Source organism: Flavobacterium swingsii (genome assembly GCF_900111965.1).
In the GTDB taxonomy this organism is placed as follows: domain Bacteria; phylum Bacteroidota; class Bacteroidia; order Flavobacteriales; family Flavobacteriaceae; genus Flavobacterium; species Flavobacterium swingsii.
The window spans coordinates 44,984-66,202 of sequence record NZ_FOJT01000006.1 but is presented as its reverse complement, the minus strand read 5'-3'; the positions used below and the strand labels follow the sequence as shown (position 1 = coordinate 66,202).

Sequence of the window (21,219 nt, the reverse complement as noted above, 5' to 3'; positions counted from 1 at the left end):
TTCTTTGTGTATTTTTCTTACTTTTGCTTTTTATCATTTCTATGAATAAGCACTACTTTTTATTAGTATTAATCCTATTTTTATCTCAAAAATCAGTTGGTCAGTCAAATTGCCTAAATTCAGATTTTTCGAGCGGAGATTTTACAGGCTGGGATGGTAATTCTGGCTCATATGGCTATCCAAGTGAGTATTCAGGAATTATAACTGGTAGACAAACTATTATTTCTACTCAAGCATTCGATGAAAATACTTGTGGTCTTTTACCTAAAATACCTCCAGGAGAATTATTTTCTGCCAGATTAGGTAATATGCAGACTGGATCTGAAGCTGAAGAATTGAATTATACCATTTCTGTTGATAGTAACAATACTGTCTTTATCTATAAATATGCCGTTGTATTACAAGATCCTGGTCATGAAGAGTATGAACAACCTCGTTTTACAATAAGAATTTTAAATAGCAATGGTGATGTTATAAACCCAGACTGTGGTGTATATGATGTGTATGCTGGACAACCCGGACAAGATTTTCAATATTGTAACGATGTAGTTTGGTTGCCTTGGAAAACTATTGGAATTGATTTATCTCCTTATATTGGTCAGAATCTAAAAATAGAATTTACGACAAGAGATTGTTCGAGAGGAGGTCATTATGGCTATGCTTATATATCAGCAAAGTGTTCAAATTTAAAAGTAAATGTTAAAATTTGTTCTGGAGATTCTAATTTCACATTATCAGCACCTGAAGGGTTTGCTCAATATTTATGGACTCATAATAACCAACCTATTGGCTCAACTCAAAGCTTAACGTTACCTATTGGTAGTTATGTTCCAGGTGACACATTTAATTGTGCGTTGACATCATTCAGTAATGGTGTTGCCTGTACTTCAAATATTATTGGAGTTCTTACTGAATCCGTTATTATTAATCCGCTTTTTAATGTAGCCACAACTTGTGGGAATTCACAATTAACCTCAAACCCAATCTCTTTTGTCAATCAGACTACTTTTCAAAACGGGACAATCCAACAATGGCTTTGGGATTTTGGTGACGGAACGACTTCAACCGAAAGAGACCCACAACATGTATATCTGAATTCAGGGACTTTTACTGTCACTTTAAAAGCAATTTCAGAAACAGGATGCTATAAAACTTACTCTACAAATATTGTAGTAAACAATAACCCCATTCCTTTGCCTAATATAACTGACCCTCAGACATTCTGTATGCCACCAGCTCCCACAATCAGTGATTTTAATTCTAATGGAAATACATTTTTCTGGTATGATAGTCCTACTGCGACTGTTATGTTGCCTTTATCAACTCCTTTAATTCATAACACAATTTATTATTGTGCATTGCTACAGGGAAATTGTTATGGTCCAAGAAAAGCAATAAAAGCTATATTGAAAAATGTTAAAGTACCAACTGGAGAAAGCATTCAGAAGTTTTGTCTGATAAACCATCCAACTATAGCAAGCTTGACCGTCACAGGAAATTATATCGAATGGCATTCTCAAGCTCAAGGAGGAAGTATACTTTCCTCAACAACACCATTAAGTAATTCAACCTATTATGCCTTTGAATACGATCCTATTTCAGGATGTAGAAGTAAAACCGGATTTGCAGTAAATGTCCATGTGGGTGATTATTCATCATTAATTCCAGATACATTATTTAAGGAATTTTGTGAAGAAGATAATCCTACTGTCCAAAATCTGTTTTTTGAAGGTCTCATCACAATTGTTTATGATAACATAAATTCAAATACCCCTTTAGCAGAAAATGAAACTCTTAATGACGGTAATACCTATTACGCCTCAGTATACAATGCAGCAGATGCATGTGAAAGTGATAAGCGATGTGAGATTAGTGTATCTATTGTTCCATGTGAGATTTATCCATACAATACAATCACTATAAATGACAATAATCAGAATGATTACTTTGCCATTAAAAACATTGAATATTTCCCTGATAACGATATAGAAATTTACAACCGCTTTGGCCAAATAGTATATAAAAAAGACAATTACGGTTTTAATAATAATTGGTTTAACGGAAAAGCAAACGCAGGAGATATTATTGAAAAAAATAAAAAACTACCCACTGGAACTTATTACTACATCATAAATTTCAAAAAAGAGTCTTTACAATTGAACAAAACAAAAAAAGGATTTATTTACATTCTAAACAATGAATAAAATTATATTTAGAGTACTCTTGATGTCAGTATTATTTTTAAGTCCCAACATTCTTATTGGACAAAATGATCCTAAATTATCAATCTTTAATTTCAATCCGTTGTTTTACAATCCAGCCTATGCAGGTTCGTCTGACGGTTTAAATATTGTTGGAATGTATGCTACGCAATGGGTTGGTTTTGAAGGAGCTCCTAAAACTCAATTTCTTACCATACACACAAAAAACGAAAACAGACCTATTGGATATGGAATTGATTTTTCAAATGATCAAGCTGGGGTAACAAGAGAATATAATATTGAAGGAAATTTTGCTTATTACCTTAATTTAAACCAAAAATATAATTTAGCCTTTGGTTTAAAAGCAGGATTGAATTCAAACAGTGTGGATTTAGATCTTTTAAAAAGATTAAATCCTGAAGAAGAAATTTTTGGCAGTGAAAAGCTTAGAAATGATACACCAACAGTTGGTGTTGGATTTAATTTCTATTCAAACCGTCTTTTTGTTGGTCTTTCAGCACCCAATGTTTTAGGCGTAAAATATTACAATCCCAATTATTCCTATATTACCGCTAAAAAAAGAAACTACTACTATCTTACTGCTGGTTATAAAATAAATTTAGATTATGAATTTACTTTAACCCCTTCAATACTTGTCAGAGAAACGCAAGGAGCACCAATTAGCGCTTTGACTTCTCTAAATTTTAACTGGAGAGAGAAATATTTAACAGGGCTAAATTTTGATTACAATTCAAGTATAGGTGCTTATTTTGCAGCAAATGTTTTGGAAAATTTTAAAGTTGGATATTCTTATGATTTATCGATTAAGAAGTTTAGCAATTATAATGGCGGAAATCATACACTATTCCTAACCTATACTTTATACAATCAAAATAGTGGAGAAAAATGTTCTTGTAAACTCTTTTAAAAATAAAAATCCTGAGAAAAACTCCCAGGATTTTTAACTTTGATATTTAATCTGGTAACTATTTTTTAGACCAATCTGAAATACTGTCTTGATTCATTTTTACATAATCATCATTTTTTGCTGCTTGTGCTGCTGCCAATGATAATTTTGCCGTTTCAATTGCTCCTTTTTTATCCCCTAATTTAGCTTGTATTTGCGATTTCAAACGTGTGTACCAATATGGCTTTTTGTCATGCATTTCGTATGCTTTATTCACGTAAGTCAATGCTTTATTCAAATCACCATTCGATTGATAAAAATACTGTGCTGCCGAAAAATAATCACTCGCCGCAGGGCCAGCCAATGTTTTATCAATACTTGCCAAGGCCGCTTTTTGTGTTGGCACTTCAAATTTTAAAGCAACCAAAGTCTTTTCCCAGGAAAATTCTAAATTGGCAAAATTATTATCAACATTATTAATAGCGATGGTAAAAGTTTCTATATTTCTGTTTAAAACTTCTGGTTTAGCATTTGCTTTTAAAACTACTTTAGCTTCATCCCAAGTTTCAGGATTCCCCCAGTTGTCTGTCGTTGCATAAAAAATAATTTCCCAATTATCCGCATTTGGAATCGTATAAATAGAATATTTCCCTTTTTTTAAAGTTGCACCATTAATAACTACATCTTCGCTTAAAGAAATAATTGTATTCTCATTAGCTCCAGTTCTCCATACTTTTTCAAAAGGCACTAATTCTCCAAAAACAACTCTTCCTTTCATACTTGGTCTATTATAATCGATTTCAACATCTGTTAAACCAACCTTTTGCATAACAGACGCTTTTGGGCTCGCCTGTGGAATTTTTACTTGTGCTTCAATAGTATAGGAAGCAATCATGAGAGCTAAGGCAACAATTATTTTATACATTTTTTTTAAATTTATTTCCTCAAAGATAAAGTATCAAATCGAAATCAATTGTTAAGAAAAAGATAAAATGAAAATATTCTGTTTAACTTTATAGTAAAAACATTAAACATTTTATACATTTACACAAAATCATATAAAATGAAAATTTATACTTTAAATTCAAAACAAAACCTTCCAATAACTTTACAACAAGCTTGGGATTTTCTTTCAGATCCTAAAAACCTAAAAACAATAACACCTGATTATATGGGTTTTATAATAAAATCTGGTGCAGATAAACCTATGTTTGCTGGACAAATTATTCAATATATTGTAACACCAATTTTAGGAATAAAAACCAAATGGGTGACCGAAATCACACATGTTGAAGACAAAAAATATTTTGTCGATGAACAACGTTTTGGTCCTTACTCACTTTGGCATCACAAACATTTTTTAAGAGAAATTCCTGGTGGTGTCGAAATGGAAGACATTATAGATTATAAAATTCCGATGGGAATATTAGGACAACTAGTTCATCCTTTTTTGGTGAAACCAAAATTGAAAGAAATATTCGAATACCGAAAGAAAAAACTAATTGAACTTTTTGGAGAATTTAAAGCACAATAATTATGAAAAACATAGTATTAATAGGAGGTTCCTACGGAATTGGTTTAGCAATTGTCAAAGAATTACAGGCAGAAAACAACGTTTTTGTAGCTTCCAGAACAAACGAAGGTTTAACCAATTTGAATGTCACACACATTCCTTTCAATGTTATTACTGACACTTTAGACACCACAAAATTGCCAGAAATTATCGACGGATTAATATATTGCCCAGGAAGCATCAACCTACGTCCATTCAGAGCACTAAAAATAGAAGCTTTCGAAAACGATTTGCAAATCAATTTCATAGGAGCAGTCAGAGTAATTCAAACTATTTTACCCAATCTAACTGCTTCAAAACAATCAAGTATTGTACTATTTAGTAGTGTTGCGGCAAGTATGGGAATGCCCTTTCATACCAGTATTTCCGCTGCAAAAGGTGCTATCGAAGGTTTTGCAAAGGCATTAGCTGCCGAGTACGCACCAAAAATTAGGGTAAACGTCATTGCGCCATCATTAACCGATACACCACTGGCTGATAAATTCTTGAACAATGAGGAGAAAAAAGTAACGTCAGCCTTGCGTCATCCGCTAAAACGCTTCGGAACTGCAAATGATATTGCCCAAATGGCAAACTTCCTGATTAGTGATAAAAGCAGTTGGATTTCTGGTCAAATTCACCATGTCGATGGTGGAATGTCGACACTTTTAGTCAACGGATAGTTTTTTTAGGAGCACAACATTCCGTTTATTTATAACCATTTTCCCGCTTTTCGCAGTATCTTTTGGCTCAAGAAAAATGAGCCAAAAGGATACAAGCTTCAATCAGGGCTAAATCGTAACTTTAAGTTTTTTTACAACATTTTTTACAACAAAATAATACAAATGAATATATTCTGGTTCCGCCGTGATTTGCGATTAGATGATAATGTAGGATTTTTTCATGCTTTAAACAGCGATGAAGCTATTTTGCCCATATTCATTTTCGATGATACTATACTTTCTCAATTACCCAAAGATGATGCTCGTGTTACTTTTATTCACGAATTATTAGCAAAAATGCAGGAACAATTGAAAGAAAAAGGAAAATCGTTGGCTGTTTTTTACGGAAAACCATCAGAAATTTTCGAAAAACTAATTACCGAAAATAAAGTAAAAACAATATACACAAACCACGATTACGAACCTTATGCTCGCAAACGAGACAAAGAGCTAAATCAGCTTTTTGTAAACCATAATATCCAATTCCTAACCAGCAAAGACCAAGTTATTTTCGAGAAAAGCGAAGTCACAAAAGACGACGGAAAACCTTATGTTGTGTACACACCTTATTCTAATAAATGGAAAGAAAAATTTAAGCAAACAACCCTGAAAAATTACAATTCAGAAGATTATTTAGACAATATTTCTGTTCACTCCTACCCTTTTTTAGGTTTAGAGTCTATTGGATTTGAAACTTCAAAAATAAAAATTTCTTCTTATGACATTTCTGACAATTTAATAGACAATTACGAAGCTACAAGAAATTTTCCATCGCTAAACAAAACTTCATTTCTAGGTGTTTATCTTCGTTTCGGAGCCGTTTCTATCAGAAAAATGATGAAGGAAGCTATAAAAAGTAAAAACGAAACTTTTTTCAAAGAACTCATTTGGAGAGAATTTTTTATGCAAATATTGTGGCATTTTCCGCATACTATAAATAAAAGTTTCAGAGAAAAATACGATGCTATTGTTTGGGAAAACAATGAGGATTTATTCCAAAAATGGTGCAACGGGAAAACAGGTTATCCCTTTGTAGATGCAGGAATGAGAGAACTTAATGCCACTGGACACATGCACAATAGAGTGCGAATGATTGTAGCAAGTTTTTTATGTAAACATTTACTAATCGATTGGCGTTGGGGAGAAACTTATTTTGCTACAAAACTTTTAGATTATGAGCAATCAAGTAATGTAGGTAACTGGCAATGGGCAGCTGGTTCTGGTGTAGATGCAGCACCATATTTCAGAATTTTTAATCCAACAGAGCAAATAAAAAAGTTCGACAAAGACTTAAAATACATCAAAAAATGGATTCCAGAATTAGAAACTTCTTACTATCCTGAACCTATTGTAGAGCACAAATTTGCTAGAGAACGTTGCTTGAAAGTTTATAAAGATGCTGTTGGATGATTCCTCCTCCTTTGGAAGGGTGCCCGAAGGTCGGGCTGGAAAAATTATGAATATTATTGAAAAAGATTTTTGAAGTATTTTTGAGAATACTTATCCATCTGTTTGTCATGCTTACGAAGGAAGCATCTCTTCGAAATTATAGATTTGTCTGTGAGATGCTTCCTTCGTCAGCATGACAAGTTTATATTAGATGTAATCCCTAATTCTTTAATTTATCTAAAATTAGCTCATTAAAATGACTAATCACTCTATCTGCCAGCGAATAATCTTGCAATTTAGAATTCACACTGTCATAACCAATACAGTAAATTCCAGCGGCTTTTGCAGCTTTTATTCCGTTTGTGCTGTCTTCAATAACGATACAGTTTTCTTTTGGAGCTATTGATAATGAAGCTGCATGCAAAAAAATAGCTGGGTCTGGTTTCGATTTTGGAAAATCTTCGCCCGAAACAATATGTGTGAAGTATTGATGCAAATCGAATCGATTGAAAACCCTATTGATGGTACTTTTTGAAGCCGATGAAGCAACTATGAGTTGCATTTTGTTTGTATGCAAATCCTGAATTAGTTTGTGTACGCCGTCTATGAGTTCTAAATCTGGTTTGGTATCGAAAGCTTCGTTAAACAAATGACGTTTGCGAAGAATTAAGTCTTCGACATCATGTTCTAGTTTGAAACTTTCTTTTAGTTTCTGAAAAACATTTCGAGTCGAATTGCCAGTTAGTGAAGCATACATTTCGTTAGAAACTTCGATATTTAATTCGGAAAAATGTTGGTTGTAGGCATAATGGTGAACTGGTTCGGTATCGACAATTACGCCGTCCATATCGAAAATTACGGTTTGAATCATTTTTTTAAGGGACTAAGGTTCTGAGGTGCTAAGGTACTAAGTTTTTAGTAGTTTTATAAATAATGAAATGGATTCCTTTTTAGCCCTGATGGAAGTGGAAATCCTTTTTTCGTCAGTTCGAGTTCCTCGCTTTTTTTAGCGAGGAGTATCGAGAACACGAAAAAAGATTGTAACGACAGCAGGAATATGGTTTGCAAGAAGGCGAAAATTTTCGCTTCAAAAAAACAATTAGATTAAACCTTTTTAGATATCTTTAGTCTTACTTATAAAACAAACCTACTTTTGCAAGACGAAAAAGCTTTTATCGCTGAATTATTGAATCCGAAAACGCAAAATGATGCGTTTAGGAAGCTCTTGCAATTGTATCAGAAACCGTTGTATCATCATGTGCGAAACATGGTTTTGAGTCACGACGATGCCGATGATGTGTTGCAAAATGTGTTTGTGAAGGTTTTTCAGAATTTGAAGAATTTTAAAGGCGACAGCAAACTTTTTTCTTGGATGTATCGGATTGCGACCAACGAAGCCATTACGTTTATGCAACAACGCGCTAAAAAAAGTGGCATTTCGAGTGAGGAAGTACAACAAAAAGCGATAAATAAGTTGGAAAGTGATGTTTATTTTGATGGAAATGAGATTCAACTAAAATTGCAAAAAGCGATTGCAATTTTGCCCGAAAAACAACAATTGGTTTTTAAAATGAAATACTTTGAAGAACTAAAATACGAACAAATTGCCGAAATTACAGGAACATCAGTTGGTGGTTTGAAAGCTTCTTATTTTCATGCGGTAAAGAAAATTGAAGATTTTTTGAAAACAGATTAAACCTTTTTATACAATAATAGTCTTAACAATATGAAACAATTTGATTTAGATAACGACCCAAAAATAGACAGCGGATTTAGAATCCCAGAGAACTATTTTGAGCAGTTTGAAACTAAAATAATGAGCCAGATTTCTGAAAAAGAAGTGAAAGTGATTTCAATTTTTGAAACTCGAAAATTTTGGTTTTCGGCAGTGGCAGCAGTGTTTGTTATTGGTTTATTTACTACAATGTATTTGAATAATATAAAAACTGAAAATATAAGTACCGAAGATTATTTAGCTTGCGCAACAACAATAAGTACTGAAGATATTATAGAGAATTTATCTGATGATGATATCACCGCAATTGAAGAATCGTTAGATTTATATGATCAAGACACACAAAATTATGCTAAAGAATATTTATACTAAAACTCCTAAAATGAAAAAAATAATTATACTCTTATTGCTATTAATCTCTGGGATGAGTTTCTCTCAAGATTTTGAGAAAAGAGCAGAACGAGTTAAAGCGCTTCGCGTGGCATTTATTTCTACTAAACTAGATTTGAGTACTCAAGAAGCTGAAAAATTCTGGCCTATTTTTAATAAATTTAGCGATAGTCAATTGGATTTACACAAGCAAAAAAGACAGCTTATGCTGAAACTAAAACCTGAAAATACAGTTGGAATGTCTGATGCGGCAACTCTAAAATTGTTAAATGAATCCGAAGATATTGATGCTGATATGGAAAACAAAAAACGTCAGTTTGTAAAAGATTTACAAGGCGTAATTCCTCCTAAGAAAATATTATTGCTCAAAAAAGCGGAAGAAGAGTTTAAAAGTACCCTTTTGAAGAAATTTAATGATCGAAGAAACGGACCACCACCAAGAAATTAAAACAACAAAAAAACCGCTAAAAAATAATTTAGCGGTTTTTTTTATTTGAAATTTATTTTTACAATTTTATTTTTTCCTGCGGCAATTGCAGTTTTATTGTCTATAAATCTAATGGTGTAAAAATCTTTATCGATAGATAATTGTTTCCATTTTTTGCCTGAATCTCCTGAATAGAAAATCCCTGTAGCTCCAACAACTACAATAGATTTTCCGCCACTATTAGGTACATATTGAAGACAAGAAGCGTAACCAAATCCTTCATTTTCGGCCATAAGTTGCCAAGTTTTTCCGCCGTCGTTTGTGATGGCTTTATTTTGAAAATTCTGTTCTAATTTTTCATAGTTTCCACCAGCAATAAAACCAATGTTTTTATCATAGAAATCGGCAGTAAAAGATCCTGTCATTGTTTGTCCTTGCACAATTGGTGTTTCGGATGTTTCCCAAGTATTTCCTTTGTCTGATGAATGAAAAACTCGAGATTTTTTGCCACCAGAAACCATCCAAACGTTATTTCCTTTAATAACTAAATTAGTGTTGCTTGCGGCAAAAAAAGCTTCGCCATCTGCAAGCTTTGGTAGTTTGTCACAAGGTATTTTTTGCCAAGTTTCACCACCATCTATCGTTTTTATCATCGACGGACAATTTTCGGTAGGATCTCCTATGGCAATTCCTTCGTTATCATTAAAAAATTGCAGCGAATCATAAAACACTTTTTCGTGATTTTCTTGATATACTAGTTTTACTTGGTAGTCATTTTTTGCAATACGGTATAATAATGCAGGATTTCCTACCGAAAGAATAAAAATATGTTTTGCCGTTTGGGCAATACTTCTAAATTCTATTTTTAGATTTTCGTTTGTAATATTTTGATTATAATTCTCTGAAGAATCGAGTGAGACAAAACCATAATTTCCATTATTTGCTGCATACCAGACTTTATTGTTGTCGATAGCTAATGCTCTGCAGCTTATTTTTTCGCTAAAAAGCGTATCGATTATAATTTTAGAAAATATCGGATTAGATATAATATTTTTAGTTGTATTACAAGAAGATAAAACATTAACAATCAATAAAATAAAAAATATATTTCTCATACTATAGTTTAAAGATTCTAAATTACTATTTTTTATACAACATGATGCATAATTTTAATAAAAATGACATCCAAATCGGATTAAATATTTTAATTTTGTTCTCTTTTTCAAACACAAAATTAATGAGTGCTTCATCACATCACGATCTTCACAGTAAATTATCACTAGGCGGAATATTAATTACATTAGGAATCATTTTTGGTGATATTGGAACTTCTCCATTATATGTAATGAGTTCAATATTAGGCAAACACGCTATTGACCCCCAAGTTGTTTTGGGAGGAATTTCTGCAATATTTTGGACATTAACATTGCAAACCACATTAAAATACGTATTAATAACCCTTTCGGCAGACAATAATGGTGAAGGTGGAATTTTTGCTCTTTATGCATTAGTAAAACGAACGAAAGTAAAATGGCTTATAATCCCTGCAATTATTGGTGGAAGCGCACTTTTAGCTGATGGAATTATTACACCACCCATCTCAGTTTCATCGGCTGTAGAAGGAGTGAAAACATATTATCCAGATTTAAATACCGTTCCGATTGTAATTGGAATACTTATTTTATTGTTTACGATTCAACAATTTGGTACTAAGCTAGTTGGAAAGTTTTTTGCGCCAATGATGACAATTTGGTTCGGAATGTTAGCTGTTTTAGGAATAATTCAAATCACAAAAAACACCGATGTACTTTGTGCTGTAAATCCTTATTACGCTTATCATTTATTAAGTGTTCATCCTGAAGGATTTTACGTTTTAGGATTTGTTTTTCTTTGTACAACTGGTGCCGAAGCTTTGTATTCTGATATGGGACATTGTGGTCGAAAAAACATTCGTATTAGTTGGATTTTTGTTAAAATAGCTTTGCTTCTAAATTATTTTGGACAAGGTGCGTACTTAATAAAGCATCAAGGTGTTACTTTACAAAGCATTAACCCAAATAATGCAAACCCATTTTACTTGATTATGGCCGATTGGTTTCAGCCTTACGGAATTGTAATTGCAACTTTGGCGGCCGTTATAGCTTCGCAAGCATTAATAAGTGGTTCATTTACATTGATAAATGAAGCCATGCGATTAAATTTTTGGCCCAAAGTTAAAATTAAATACCCAACAGATCAGAAAGGACAAATATATATTCCGTCAATCAATTGGTTATTATTAGCTGGTTGTATCGGAGTCGTTTTATATTTCAAAAAAGCAAGTAATATGGAAGCCGCTTATGGTCTTGCCATTGTTCTTTGCATGATTATGACAACTGTTTTGCTTACTTATTTTATGATTATAAAAAGAGTGGCTTTGTACATCATTTTGCCATTAATATTAATTTATTTAGTCATCGAGTTTAGTTTTCTAATTGCTTGTTTAGATAAATTCCCTCACGGTGGTTACGTAACTATTATTATTGCAGCGGTTTTGATATTTATAATGTCAATTTGGTTTATGGCCAAACGAATTAGTAAAAACTACACCAAAATCGTAAAAATAGACCACTACAAAAAGGTCTTAGCAGAGTTAAGCGTCGATTTATCGATACCTAAATATGCAACCCATTTGGTTTATATGACCAATGCCAATCGTGTAGATGAAATTGAGGAAAAAGTAATGTATTCTATTTTGCAAAAACGTCCAAAAAGAGCCGATTTATATTGGTTTATACACGTAAATATTACTAGCGAACCTTATAGAAAAGAATATAAGGTTACTGAAATAATAAAAGATGATTTATTTAGAATCGATTTTAATCTTGGTTTTAGAGAGCCTACTAAAATCAATCTAATGTTTAAAGAGGTTATTAAAGATATGGTAAAAAAAGGCGAAGTAGATATTACAAGCCGTTACGAATCGTTAAGTAAAAACAATATTATTGGCGATTTCAAATTTGTTTTATCTGAAAAATTCCTGTCGAATGATAGCTTTATGCATTGGCACGAAAAATTAGTTATGAATACTTATTTCTTTTTCAAAAAAATGAGTTTATCAGAAGAGCAAGCTTTCGGTTTGGATAGCAGCTCTGTAAAAGTAGAAAAATTCCCAATGGTACTTCATGCACCAGAAAAAATAGAATTAAAACGTGTTGAATAATCAAATATGATTTCATATAATCCAAAAGAATGGTTCACATTTATATTCAGGTTTCATAAAGCAGACACTTTTAGAACTTTGCTTCCACTAATTATTGGTATATCAATCTATAGTGTAATTATTGTTTATTTTTTTCAAGATTATTTACACTTAGCAGATAATCATCATCTTAAAAACATAACAATCATGCATAGCATGCTTGGTTTTGTAATTTCTTTATTATTAGTTTTTAGGACAAATACAGCGTACGATCGCTGGTGGGAAGGAAGAAAACAATGGGGTTCACTTGTAAATAATAGCCGAAACTTGGCATTAAAACTTTCTGCTATTTTAGTTGAAAAAGAGGATAAGACCTTTTTTAAGAAAATTATTCCATACTATGCTAATGTTTTGAATTTACATCTTAAAAATCAAAGTATTAGTCAAGAATTATTTGATGAATACAATATTAATATTGATCATAAAAAGCACAGACCAAATCAAGTTGCAAAATTACTTTTCAAAAAGATTAATGAGCTTTATTTAACAAAAAAAATAACTGGAGAACAACTTTTATTTATCAATATCGAGATAGTATCATTTACCGATATTTGTGGTGCTTGCGAAAGAATAAAAAATACTCCAATACCATTTTCATACAGCGTCTTTCTTAAAAAATTTATCTTTTTTTATGTTATGACTTTACCTTTAGGTTATGCTTTTGTTTTGGGTTATTATACAATTCCTGTAGTGATTTTTATTTTTTATGTTTTAGCGAGTTTAGAGCTAATTGCAGAAGAAATTGAAGAACCATTTGGTAATGACGAAAACGATTTGCCTACCGAAAGAATTGCCGAAAACATTAAGAAAAATATTGACGAAATTTTATAAAAAAAAGAAGCTTTTCATTTCTGAAAAGCTTCTTTTTTTATTACAACATATTATTATTTAATAATTAATTTCTTAATTGCTATTTTATTATCCTCTACAACTTTAACCATATATATTCCTGAAGCTAAATTTAATCTCAGATTTTCGTTGTTTTTATAATTTCCTTTATAAACACTTAAACCAGTCATAGATGAAATTTGGATTTTCGCCTCATTTGTTAATCCCGAAATTGTAATAAAATCATTTGCAGGATTAGGATACATTGCTATTTGCAATTCATTAAAATCTGGTCTTGATAAAGTGGCGGACCAAGGAATTGTCGTTTTCGTTCCCCAAATATGATCCGCTAAATCTGGGTGATCTACGAATGGGTTACGGTTTTGTTGCCAAGTATAGACCACGTTATTATGATTCATCTCGAAATCATCGGAAGAATCAGAAACATTCCAAGTTAATAAAGTAGCTAAATCTCCTATAAATCCATCTGGATTTTGTGAAGGATTGCCATTAACAACGTTTAAGCCATTATATCGTACAGCCATATAAAATACCGATCTAGCAACATCACCATGCCAACTACCTTGGTTTCCTGCTGGTCCGTTATAATCTACTCCGTAATTTCTTTCGCTTCTTAAACTGTTTTCTGGACTGTCTTCGGCTCTAATATGATGACCATCTGCATGACCAGCTAAAATATCATTCGCATTTGTAGGCAACCAAACATCTATTCCATCTGCTGAACCAGAAGTTCCATCGGTAAAACCGCCTCGTGACTGGCAGTAAATATGTTCTCTATTCCAGAATCCTACAGCGCCACTTGTACCCGTTTGTTGATTTAATTTTGAACTTGCACGTTCTACATACATCAACCAAACTTGGTTGTTATTTTCAGGATTTGAATCTGCATCTTTTAGTATGTCATATACATCTCCATAATTTTGAGCTCTTACATTTGGGCCAGCAATAATATCTTGAATGGCTTGTTTTAAAGCTGCTCCCGACAAACCTTCTAATGAGTCATAATAACCTAATGGTCTTGTGCTAGGACATAATCCATGGGTAGGATTTATTGGTGTTCCGTATGGCATAGCCAGAAAATTAACATCATTTACCCTAATAATCATATTATTGTTATACAAACTATAACCAGAATCTACAGCGCCTACGACAATTTTCATTTCCTCGTCACCATCATTCGTTCCGTCATTTGAAACTGTTATTATTGAACTTCCTGTTATTCCACCAACTGGTATCGTTACCGATGTAGTTCCAGAATAATCAGCAGCCGTAAAAGTTCCATTATTTAAAGTAAAATTGATAACCAAATCACTTCCTGTAACTGCGCTTGTTGATGTAAAAGTAACTGTGAATGATTGTCCTTCTGTTAATATAGATGCGTCAGTTGTTAATCTCAAATAAGTTAATACAATTCCAGAACCATCATTATTTCTTCCTGGAGTTGGTGCTTTTACTTCATAAGTACCATCATTTTTTCTCTGAATAGATTCTGTGGATGCCAAAGAATGCAGATTTTCATTAATGCAAGTAGTTAACCCTAAAATCCCCATCAGCGCCGTTGGTTGTGTCGATGCACTATTAGAATTAGCCAATGCATCTATCAAACCATTTGCATGCGCTGTTGTACCTATTGGAAAATCGGTTGCATTTCCTAGATAAAGACCTACGGCATCTGGTCCATTCTGAATCATTGCAACCGGAACAAGAAATGCTGGAGTTGGTGTAACCTGCGGGTTTCCAAAATGAATAATTCCATTTACGTCTGTTGAATACCCATCTAAATCTATACTATAATAGCTAACCGTTCCTGAGTAAGGAGCTGTACCACTTGCATTATAAAAAACCAAAACATAACCATCTAGCGATAGATTTGGCGTAGCAGATTTTAGCTCTATAAACTCTAAAACATCTGTACTGTTAGTATCCGGATCTAATTCGTTAATTACAACTTGCGAAAATCCTACATTACTTACAAGTAGAAATAATAGTAATTTTTTTATCATTTTACATAAATTTGGGGAGTGCAATATATTAAAATTTAAGTATGAATGTACATTTAATATAAAAAACCTTATCAACACACAATCTTTACAACCTTTAAATCAATTAATAATATAACAACTTGTAAATGATAAAGTTATATTTTTTTATTGAGTTCTATTTAAAATTAACGTTAAAATTAAGTTTCATAATTATCTAAAAAAAGTATTATTATCTTACATTGCAGTTTAAATTTATACCATTTGACCAGAAGCTGGAAATTTTCTACAAAAACGCTCTTTTTATTTGCTTTTTTGCTCCTAATGACAAGAAATTATGGGCAACAGCAAACTAAAATGACTGTTCTATTAGATGACTTTTCTCGCAGTCTAATTATTAAGCAAACCATTCAATTTACCAATAATTCGGACAAACCAATCTCGAAATTGGTTCTTAATGATTGGAATCATGCCTATTCTAATAAATATTCTCCTTTAGGAAAACGGTTTTCGGACGAATATGTTAGAAATTTTCATTTAGCTTCTGATTATGAAAGAGGAAGTACCACAATAACTAAAATACTTGTAAATGATTCTCTTACAGATTGGAATCGTGCCGAAAATAATCTTGATATTGTAGAAATAGTTTTAAAAAATAATCTTGAACCATCAAAATCTATTACTCTTAATATCGAATATAATTTAAGGATTCCAAACTCAAAATTTACTCGTTTTGGTTACGATAATGGAAAATATTTGCTAAATAACTGCTTTTTGTCATTAGCTCGATTATCTAAAGACGGACAATTTACCTATTATAGCAACGAAAATCTTGAAGATATTGCAAATGCAGTTTATACAAAAATAAATATCGATTTTGTAATTCCTAAAAATTATGAAATCACTTGTAATTTAGATTTTATTACTCAAATTGAGTCTGATGTAACAAAAAAAATCAGTTTTAGTAATGAAAATAGTTCTCAAATTCAATTTGCAATTGAGAAAAATAACAGCTACGAAAGTTTTAAAAACGACAACATCGAAGTGCAAACAAACCTATATGATGTTAAAATAAGTGGCATACAAAAAGCAATTATTATAGATAAAATTGTAAATTATGTCTCTGATAATTTAGGCAAAATACCAGCAAAAAAAATCATAGTATCACAAGTAGATTATGAGCGAAATCCTTTTTACGGACTAAACCAATTGCCTTCTTTTTTAAGTCCTTTTCCTAATGAGTTTTTGTATGAAATAAAATTCCTAAAAGCTTATTTGCATAATTACCTCAAGTCAAGTTTAAAAATAGACATAAGAAAAGACAGTTATATTTTTGATGCGACTCAGGTTTATATCATGATGAAATATATTGAAGAAAATCATCCAGAAATGAAACTCATTGGCAATTTAGGCACTTACAAACTCACTAAAAGTTATTTCTTGTCCAAAGCAAATTTTAACGAACAATACAATTATTTGTTCTTACTTATGGCCAGAAAAAATTTAGATCAGAGCATTGGAAATTCTAAAGAAACTTTAATCAAATTTAACGAGCAAATTGCTGGAAAATATAAAGCGGGTTTGATTTTCAAATATTTAAACGATTACCTCAACGATAATTCGGTCGAAAAAAGTTTTAAAGAATTTATTGTTTTAAACCAAAGTAATCAAACAGATACGAATGATTTTCAAGAAATTTTAAAGAAAAATACATCACAAAATATCGATTGGTTTTTTGATAATTTAATTTATTCTAATAAACCAATTGATTATTCGTTTTCAAAAACAAAAAAAACAAAAGAACATATTGCAGTTACCATTCAAAATAATTCGACTATTACAGTACCCATAAGCGTTTCTGGAATAAAGAACAACCAAGTAATTTTTAGAAAATGGCTACCAAACATTACTTCAGATACGACGCTTGTATTTCCTGAAAAATACCTAGACAAATTAATCCTAAACGACAGTAGTAACATTCCTGAGTTCAGCAAAAAAAATAATTACAAATCTTTAAAAGGTCTATTTTCATTAAACAGACCTATAAAATTTAACCTTCTCAGAGATTTGGAAGATTCTAGATACAATCAGATTTTTTATACTCCAGAAATTGGTTATAATCTATATGACGGAGCAATCATTTCTTTAACTTTAGATAACGAAACATTACTAAACAAACCATTTAGATATAATTTAAGCCCGAGTTATTCGGCTGCAACTCGCTCTATGACAGGGTCTATGAGTTATTATTTTAACCAACAAAGACGTGATTCTAAATTATACAATATCGGTTATGGGTTAAACTCTTCCTATTATCATTACATACAAAATGCTGCTTATCTTAAGGTAAATTCATCAGTATCATTAAGTTTTAGGGATTTAGATTTAAGAAGTAACAAAAGGCAAAATATTAGTTTTAGATTGGCGTATGTAAACAAGGAAAGTTCACCGTTAAACAACCCTAATAGTCAATCACCATTAAAATTTGCGGCTTACGATGGTAGTTATTCCTACCAAAAACCAGAAATGTCAAGTGGTTTCGGTTTTGGTACTGGGCTTTCATTTTCTAAAAATTTCGGAAAAGCTACTACAGGAATTTCTTATAGAAAACTTTTTGAAAATAATTATCAGATTGGATTGCGATTGTTTGCAGGAATATTTTTTTATAACAAAGATATCAATAGCAATGCTTTTGGACTTGACAGACCCAAAGATGTTTTGCTCGATTATAACTTTTACGGTCGCTCAGAAAGCACTGGTTTTTTTAGCCAACAAATTATTATTGCCGAAGGAGGATTTAAATCGAAACTTGAAAATCCGTATGCCAATAAATGGATGACCACACTAAATGTAACATCGTCAGTTTGGCATTGGATAGAATTATATGGAGATGCGGGCTTTTACCAAAGTAGAAATCAAAATGTAAAATTTGGCTACGATAGCGGATTACATCTCGATTTGGTTCCCAATTATTTAGAACTTTTTTTACCTATATATTCTACAAACGGATTCGAAATGGGGCAAAAAAATTATCAAGAAAAAATACGCTTTATTTTTACCATCTCACCAAAGACACTAACCAAACTTTTTACCCGAAAATGGTTTTAATCTTTTGTTTTTTGATTTTATTTTTAAATATAATTTATCAAAATTAAATATTTTAAATACATATCGTAATTTTACCTTTGTAATTAATAAAAAAATTATCGATAATTCAATAATATTTTTCTCTCCATATATACAACATAACTAGTTTTTACTTAAATTTGTCATTATTACATTTCGAATTTATGATACAAGTAGAAGAAAAACAGCCGTTAACTTTTGAAGATTTCAAAACCGAAGTTATACACGATTATACCATTGCCACCACAAGTCGCGAATGTAGTTTGCTAGGAAGACGTGAAGTTTTGACTGGAAAAGCCAAGTTCGGAATTTTTGGAGATGGCAAAGAAATACCGCAATTAGCCATGGCAAAAGCCTTCAAAAATGGCGATTTCCGTTCAGGATATTATCGTGATCAAACCTTTATGATGGCGATTGGTCAAATGACAAACCAACAGTTTTTTGCAGGTTTGTATGGCCATACCGATTTGGCTCATGATCCTATGAGTGCTGGTCGTCAAATGGGCGGGCACTTCGCTACACATTCATTAGACGAAAACGGAAATTGGAAAAACCTAACGCAGCAAAAAAATTCGAGCGCCGATATTTCCCCAACAGCTGGGCAAATGCCTCGTTTGTTAGGACTCGCGCAAGCATCAAAAATATATAGAAACGTAGCCGGAATAGAGCAGATCAACTTTTCTGAAAAAGGAAACGAAGTCGCTTGGGGAACTATCGGAAATGCCTCTACATCTGAAGGTTTGTTTTTTGAAACCATCAATGCGGCTGGTGTTTTACAAGTGCCAATGGTGATGAGTGTTTGGGACGACGAATACGGAATTTCGGTTCATGCTCGTCATCAAACTACCAAAGAAAATATATCGGAAATCCTAAAAGGTTTCCAACGTGATGAAGACAATAAGGGCTACGAAATCATGACTGTAAACGGTTGGGATTACCCAACATTAGTCGAAACGTATCAAAAAGCTTCAGTAATTGCTCGTGAAGAACACGTTCCTGTATTAATTCACGTTCGTGAACTAACACAACCACAAGGACATTCAACTTCTGGATCACACGAACGTTACAAAAATGCCGAAAGACTAGAATGGGAAGGCGATTTCGATTGTTTACGCCAAATGAAATTGTGGATGATTGAAAATAATATTGCCACTGCCGAAGAAATTGACACTATAGACAATCAAGCTAGAAAAGACGTTTTAGAAGCTAAAAAAGCAGCTTGGACAGCCTTTGTAACACCTATTAAAGAAGAAAGAGACGAATTAGTTTCGTTATTAAATACAATTGCAAATGCTAGTGAAAACAAAGTTTTTATCGAAAAATATGCCAATGATTTAGCATCAATAAAAGAACCTATTCGCAAAGATAATATTACAATTGCTCGTAAAATTTTACGTTTAATCGTCAAAGAAAACGGAAAAAACCAACTAGCAACTTGGATTACTAATTATACGAATAAAATACAGCCAAAATTTAGCTCTCACCTATTCTCGCAATCAGATAAGAATATATTTTCTGTTAACGAAGTTTTACCAACATATGACAATTCTGCCGAAGAAGTAGATGCTCGTTTGGTTTTGCGTGATAATTTCGATGCTATTTTTACAAAATATCCAGAAAGTTTAATTTTTGGAGAAGACGCAGGAAATATTGGTGATGTAAACCAAGGTTTAGAAGGAATGCAAGAAAAATATGGGGAACTTCGTGTTGCCGATGTTGGTATTCGCGAAGCTACTATTTTAGGTCAAGGAATAGGAATGGCGATGCGTGGTTTGAAACCTATTGCCGAAATTCAGTATTTAGATTATTTGCTTTACGCTATTCAAATCATGAGCGACGATTTGGCAACTTTACAATATAGAACTGCTGGTCGCCAAAAAGCACCGCTTATTATTCGTACTCGTGGTCACCGTTTAGAAGGAATTTGGCATTCAGGTTCTCCTATGGGAATGATTATTAATGCGATTCGTGGTATTCACGTTTTGGTTCCTAGAAACATGACTAAAGCGGCTGGTTTTTATAACACTTTGTTAGAAACTGACGAGCCTGCTCTTGTGGTTGAATGTCTGAATGGTTACCGTCTAAAAGAAAAAATGCCAACTAATTTGGGTGAATTTAAAACGCCAATTGGAGTTATTGAAACGATAAAATCTGGAAATGATATTACTCTAGTTTCTTACGGATCAACTTTACGATTAGTAGAACAAGCGGCAAAAGAATTATTAGAAATTGGTATTGATGCCGAAATTATAGATATTCAATCGTTATTGCCGTTTGATGTTAATCACGATATTGTAAAATCATTGTCCAAAACAAATCGATTGTTAATTATAGATGAAGATGTTCCTGGTGGAGCTTCAGCATATATTTTACAGCAAATTATCGATGAGCAAAAAGGATATAAAGTATTAGACAGCCAACCTGAAACATTAGCTTCAAAAGCACACAGACCATCTTACGGAACCGATGGCGATTATTTTTCGAAACCATCTGTCGAAGATATTTTTGAGAAAGTATATGCGATGATGCATGAAGTGAATCCTAATAAGTTTCCGAGTTTGTACTAAGAAATAATAAATTTTTATAAGACGCCGAACGAAAGTAATTTTGTTCGGCATTTTTTTTTGTTCAAAATTAAATTTCAGAACAAACATTCTGTCAACTTTAATTATCTTGAGATATTAAAACATGTTAAATTAAT

General features: G+C 32.2%; 16 protein-coding genes. 12 read left to right on the top strand and 4 right to left on the bottom strand.

All coding sequences use genetic code 11. The annotated features are described in order from the left end of the window. The first annotated feature begins 41 nt into the window (after nt 1-41). Both BM053_RS10990 and BM053_RS10985 read left to right on the top strand, forming a co-directional pair. On the top strand, nt 42-2,204 hold the full coding sequence (locus tag BM053_RS10990) for a T9SS type B sorting domain-containing protein (protein WP_091477369.1): 2,163 nt from the start codon (nt 42-44) through the stop codon (nt 2,202-2,204). Further along, nucleotides 2,197-3,129: a PorP/SprF family type IX secretion system membrane protein gene (locus tag BM053_RS10985; protein WP_091477367.1), complete on the top strand. Its 933-nt coding sequence runs from the start codon at nt 2,197-2,199 to the stop codon at nt 3,127-3,129. Before BM053_RS10990 ends, BM053_RS10985 begins: the two co-directional genes overlap by 8 nt. A gap of 58 nt (nt 3,130-3,187) precedes the next feature. Here the strand turns inward: BM053_RS10985 and BM053_RS10980 are convergent, their stop codons facing one another. After that, entirely contained in the window at nt 3,188-4,033 is an 846-nt protein-coding gene (locus BM053_RS10980; protein WP_091477366.1) for a DUF2911 domain-containing protein, read from the bottom strand. A gap of 138 nt (nt 4,034-4,171) precedes the next feature. Here BM053_RS10980 and BM053_RS10975 point away from each other — a divergent pair, with 138 nt between their 5' ends. The 3 genes from BM053_RS10975 (at nt 4,172) to BM053_RS10965 (ending at nt 6,792) form a co-directional block, all read left to right on the top strand. Beyond that, nucleotides 4,172-4,642: an SRPBCC family protein gene (locus BM053_RS10975; RefSeq protein WP_091477364.1), complete on the top strand. Its 471-nt coding sequence runs from the start codon at nt 4,172-4,174 to the stop codon at nt 4,640-4,642. A 2-nt stretch (nt 4,643-4,644) separates the two neighbouring features. Further along, a complete protein-coding gene (locus BM053_RS10970; RefSeq protein WP_091477362.1) occupies nt 4,645-5,343 on the top strand; it encodes an SDR family NAD(P)-dependent oxidoreductase in 699 nt (232 codons plus the stop codon). Between the two features lie 162 nt (nt 5,344-5,505). Then, the gene (locus BM053_RS10965) at nt 5,506-6,792 is read left to right on the top strand and encodes a cryptochrome/photolyase family protein (RefSeq protein ID WP_091477360.1); all 1,287 of its coding nucleotides are present in this window, start codon (nt 5,506-5,508) and stop codon (nt 6,790-6,792) included. A 199-nt stretch (nt 6,793-6,991) separates the two neighbouring features. Here the strand turns inward: BM053_RS10965 and BM053_RS10960 are convergent, their stop codons facing one another. Beyond that, a complete protein-coding gene (locus tag BM053_RS10960; RefSeq protein WP_091477358.1) occupies nt 6,992-7,642 on the bottom strand; it encodes an HAD family hydrolase in 651 nt (216 codons plus the stop codon). 282 nt (nt 7,643-7,924) lie between these two features. On the opposite strand from BM053_RS10960, the gene BM053_RS10955 reads away from it, so the two are divergent. Genes BM053_RS10955 through BM053_RS10945 form a run of 3 tightly spaced genes read left to right on the top strand, consistent with a single transcriptional unit; the run spans nt 7,925 to nt 9,344 of the window. Next, nucleotides 7,925-8,467, top strand: coding sequence for an RNA polymerase sigma factor (locus tag BM053_RS10955; RefSeq protein WP_091477356.1), 543 nt, complete (start codon nt 7,925-7,927; stop codon nt 8,465-8,467). 30 nt (nt 8,468-8,497) lie between these two features. Next, nucleotides 8,498-8,878: a hypothetical protein gene (locus tag BM053_RS10950; RefSeq protein WP_091477354.1), complete on the top strand. Its 381-nt coding sequence runs from the start codon at nt 8,498-8,500 to the stop codon at nt 8,876-8,878. Nucleotides 8,879-8,888: 10 nt separating this feature from the next. Next, the gene (locus BM053_RS10945; RefSeq protein WP_091477686.1) at nt 8,889-9,344 is read left to right on the top strand and encodes a hypothetical protein; all 456 of its coding nucleotides are present in this window, start codon (nt 8,889-8,891) and stop codon (nt 9,342-9,344) included. 41 nt (nt 9,345-9,385) lie between these two features. Here the strand turns inward: BM053_RS10945 and BM053_RS10940 are convergent, their stop codons facing one another. Further along, nucleotides 9,386-10,438 carry a WD40/YVTN/BNR-like repeat-containing protein gene (locus BM053_RS10940; RefSeq protein WP_091477353.1) on the bottom strand — a complete coding sequence of 351 codons (1,053 nt, stop codon included), beginning with the start codon at nt 10,436-10,438 and terminating at the stop codon, nt 9,386-9,388. Nucleotides 10,439-10,560: 122 nt separating this feature from the next. On the opposite strand from BM053_RS10940, the gene BM053_RS10935 reads away from it, so the two are divergent. Next, nucleotides 10,561-12,525, top strand: coding sequence for a KUP/HAK/KT family potassium transporter (locus BM053_RS10935; protein ID WP_091477684.1), 1,965 nt, complete (start codon nt 10,561-10,563; stop codon nt 12,523-12,525). A gap of 6 nt (nt 12,526-12,531) precedes the next feature. Further along, the gene (locus BM053_RS10930; RefSeq protein ID WP_091477350.1) at nt 12,532-13,395 is read left to right on the top strand and encodes a bestrophin family protein; all 864 of its coding nucleotides are present in this window, start codon (nt 12,532-12,534) and stop codon (nt 13,393-13,395) included. Nucleotides 13,396-13,448: 53 nt separating this feature from the next. On the opposite strand, the gene BM053_RS10925 is transcribed toward BM053_RS10930, so the two are convergent. Continuing rightward, nucleotides 13,449-15,416, bottom strand: a complete 1,968-nt coding sequence (locus BM053_RS10925; RefSeq protein WP_091477348.1) for an endonuclease — start codon at nt 15,414-15,416, stop codon at nt 13,449-13,451. Between the two features lie 333 nt (nt 15,417-15,749). Here BM053_RS10925 and BM053_RS10920 point away from each other — a divergent pair, with 333 nt between their 5' ends. Both BM053_RS10920 and BM053_RS10915 read left to right on the top strand, forming a co-directional pair. Next, complete coding sequence (locus BM053_RS10920) at nt 15,750-18,500, top strand: gluzincin family metallopeptidase (protein ID WP_091477682.1); 2,751 nt, start codon at nt 15,750-15,752, stop codon at nt 18,498-18,500. Nucleotides 18,501-18,682: 182 nt separating this feature from the next. Further along, entirely contained in the window at nt 18,683-21,085 is a 2,403-nt protein-coding gene (locus tag BM053_RS10915; protein WP_091477346.1) for an alpha-ketoacid dehydrogenase subunit alpha/beta, read from the top strand. The last annotated feature ends 134 nt before the right edge of the window (nt 21,086-21,219 follow it).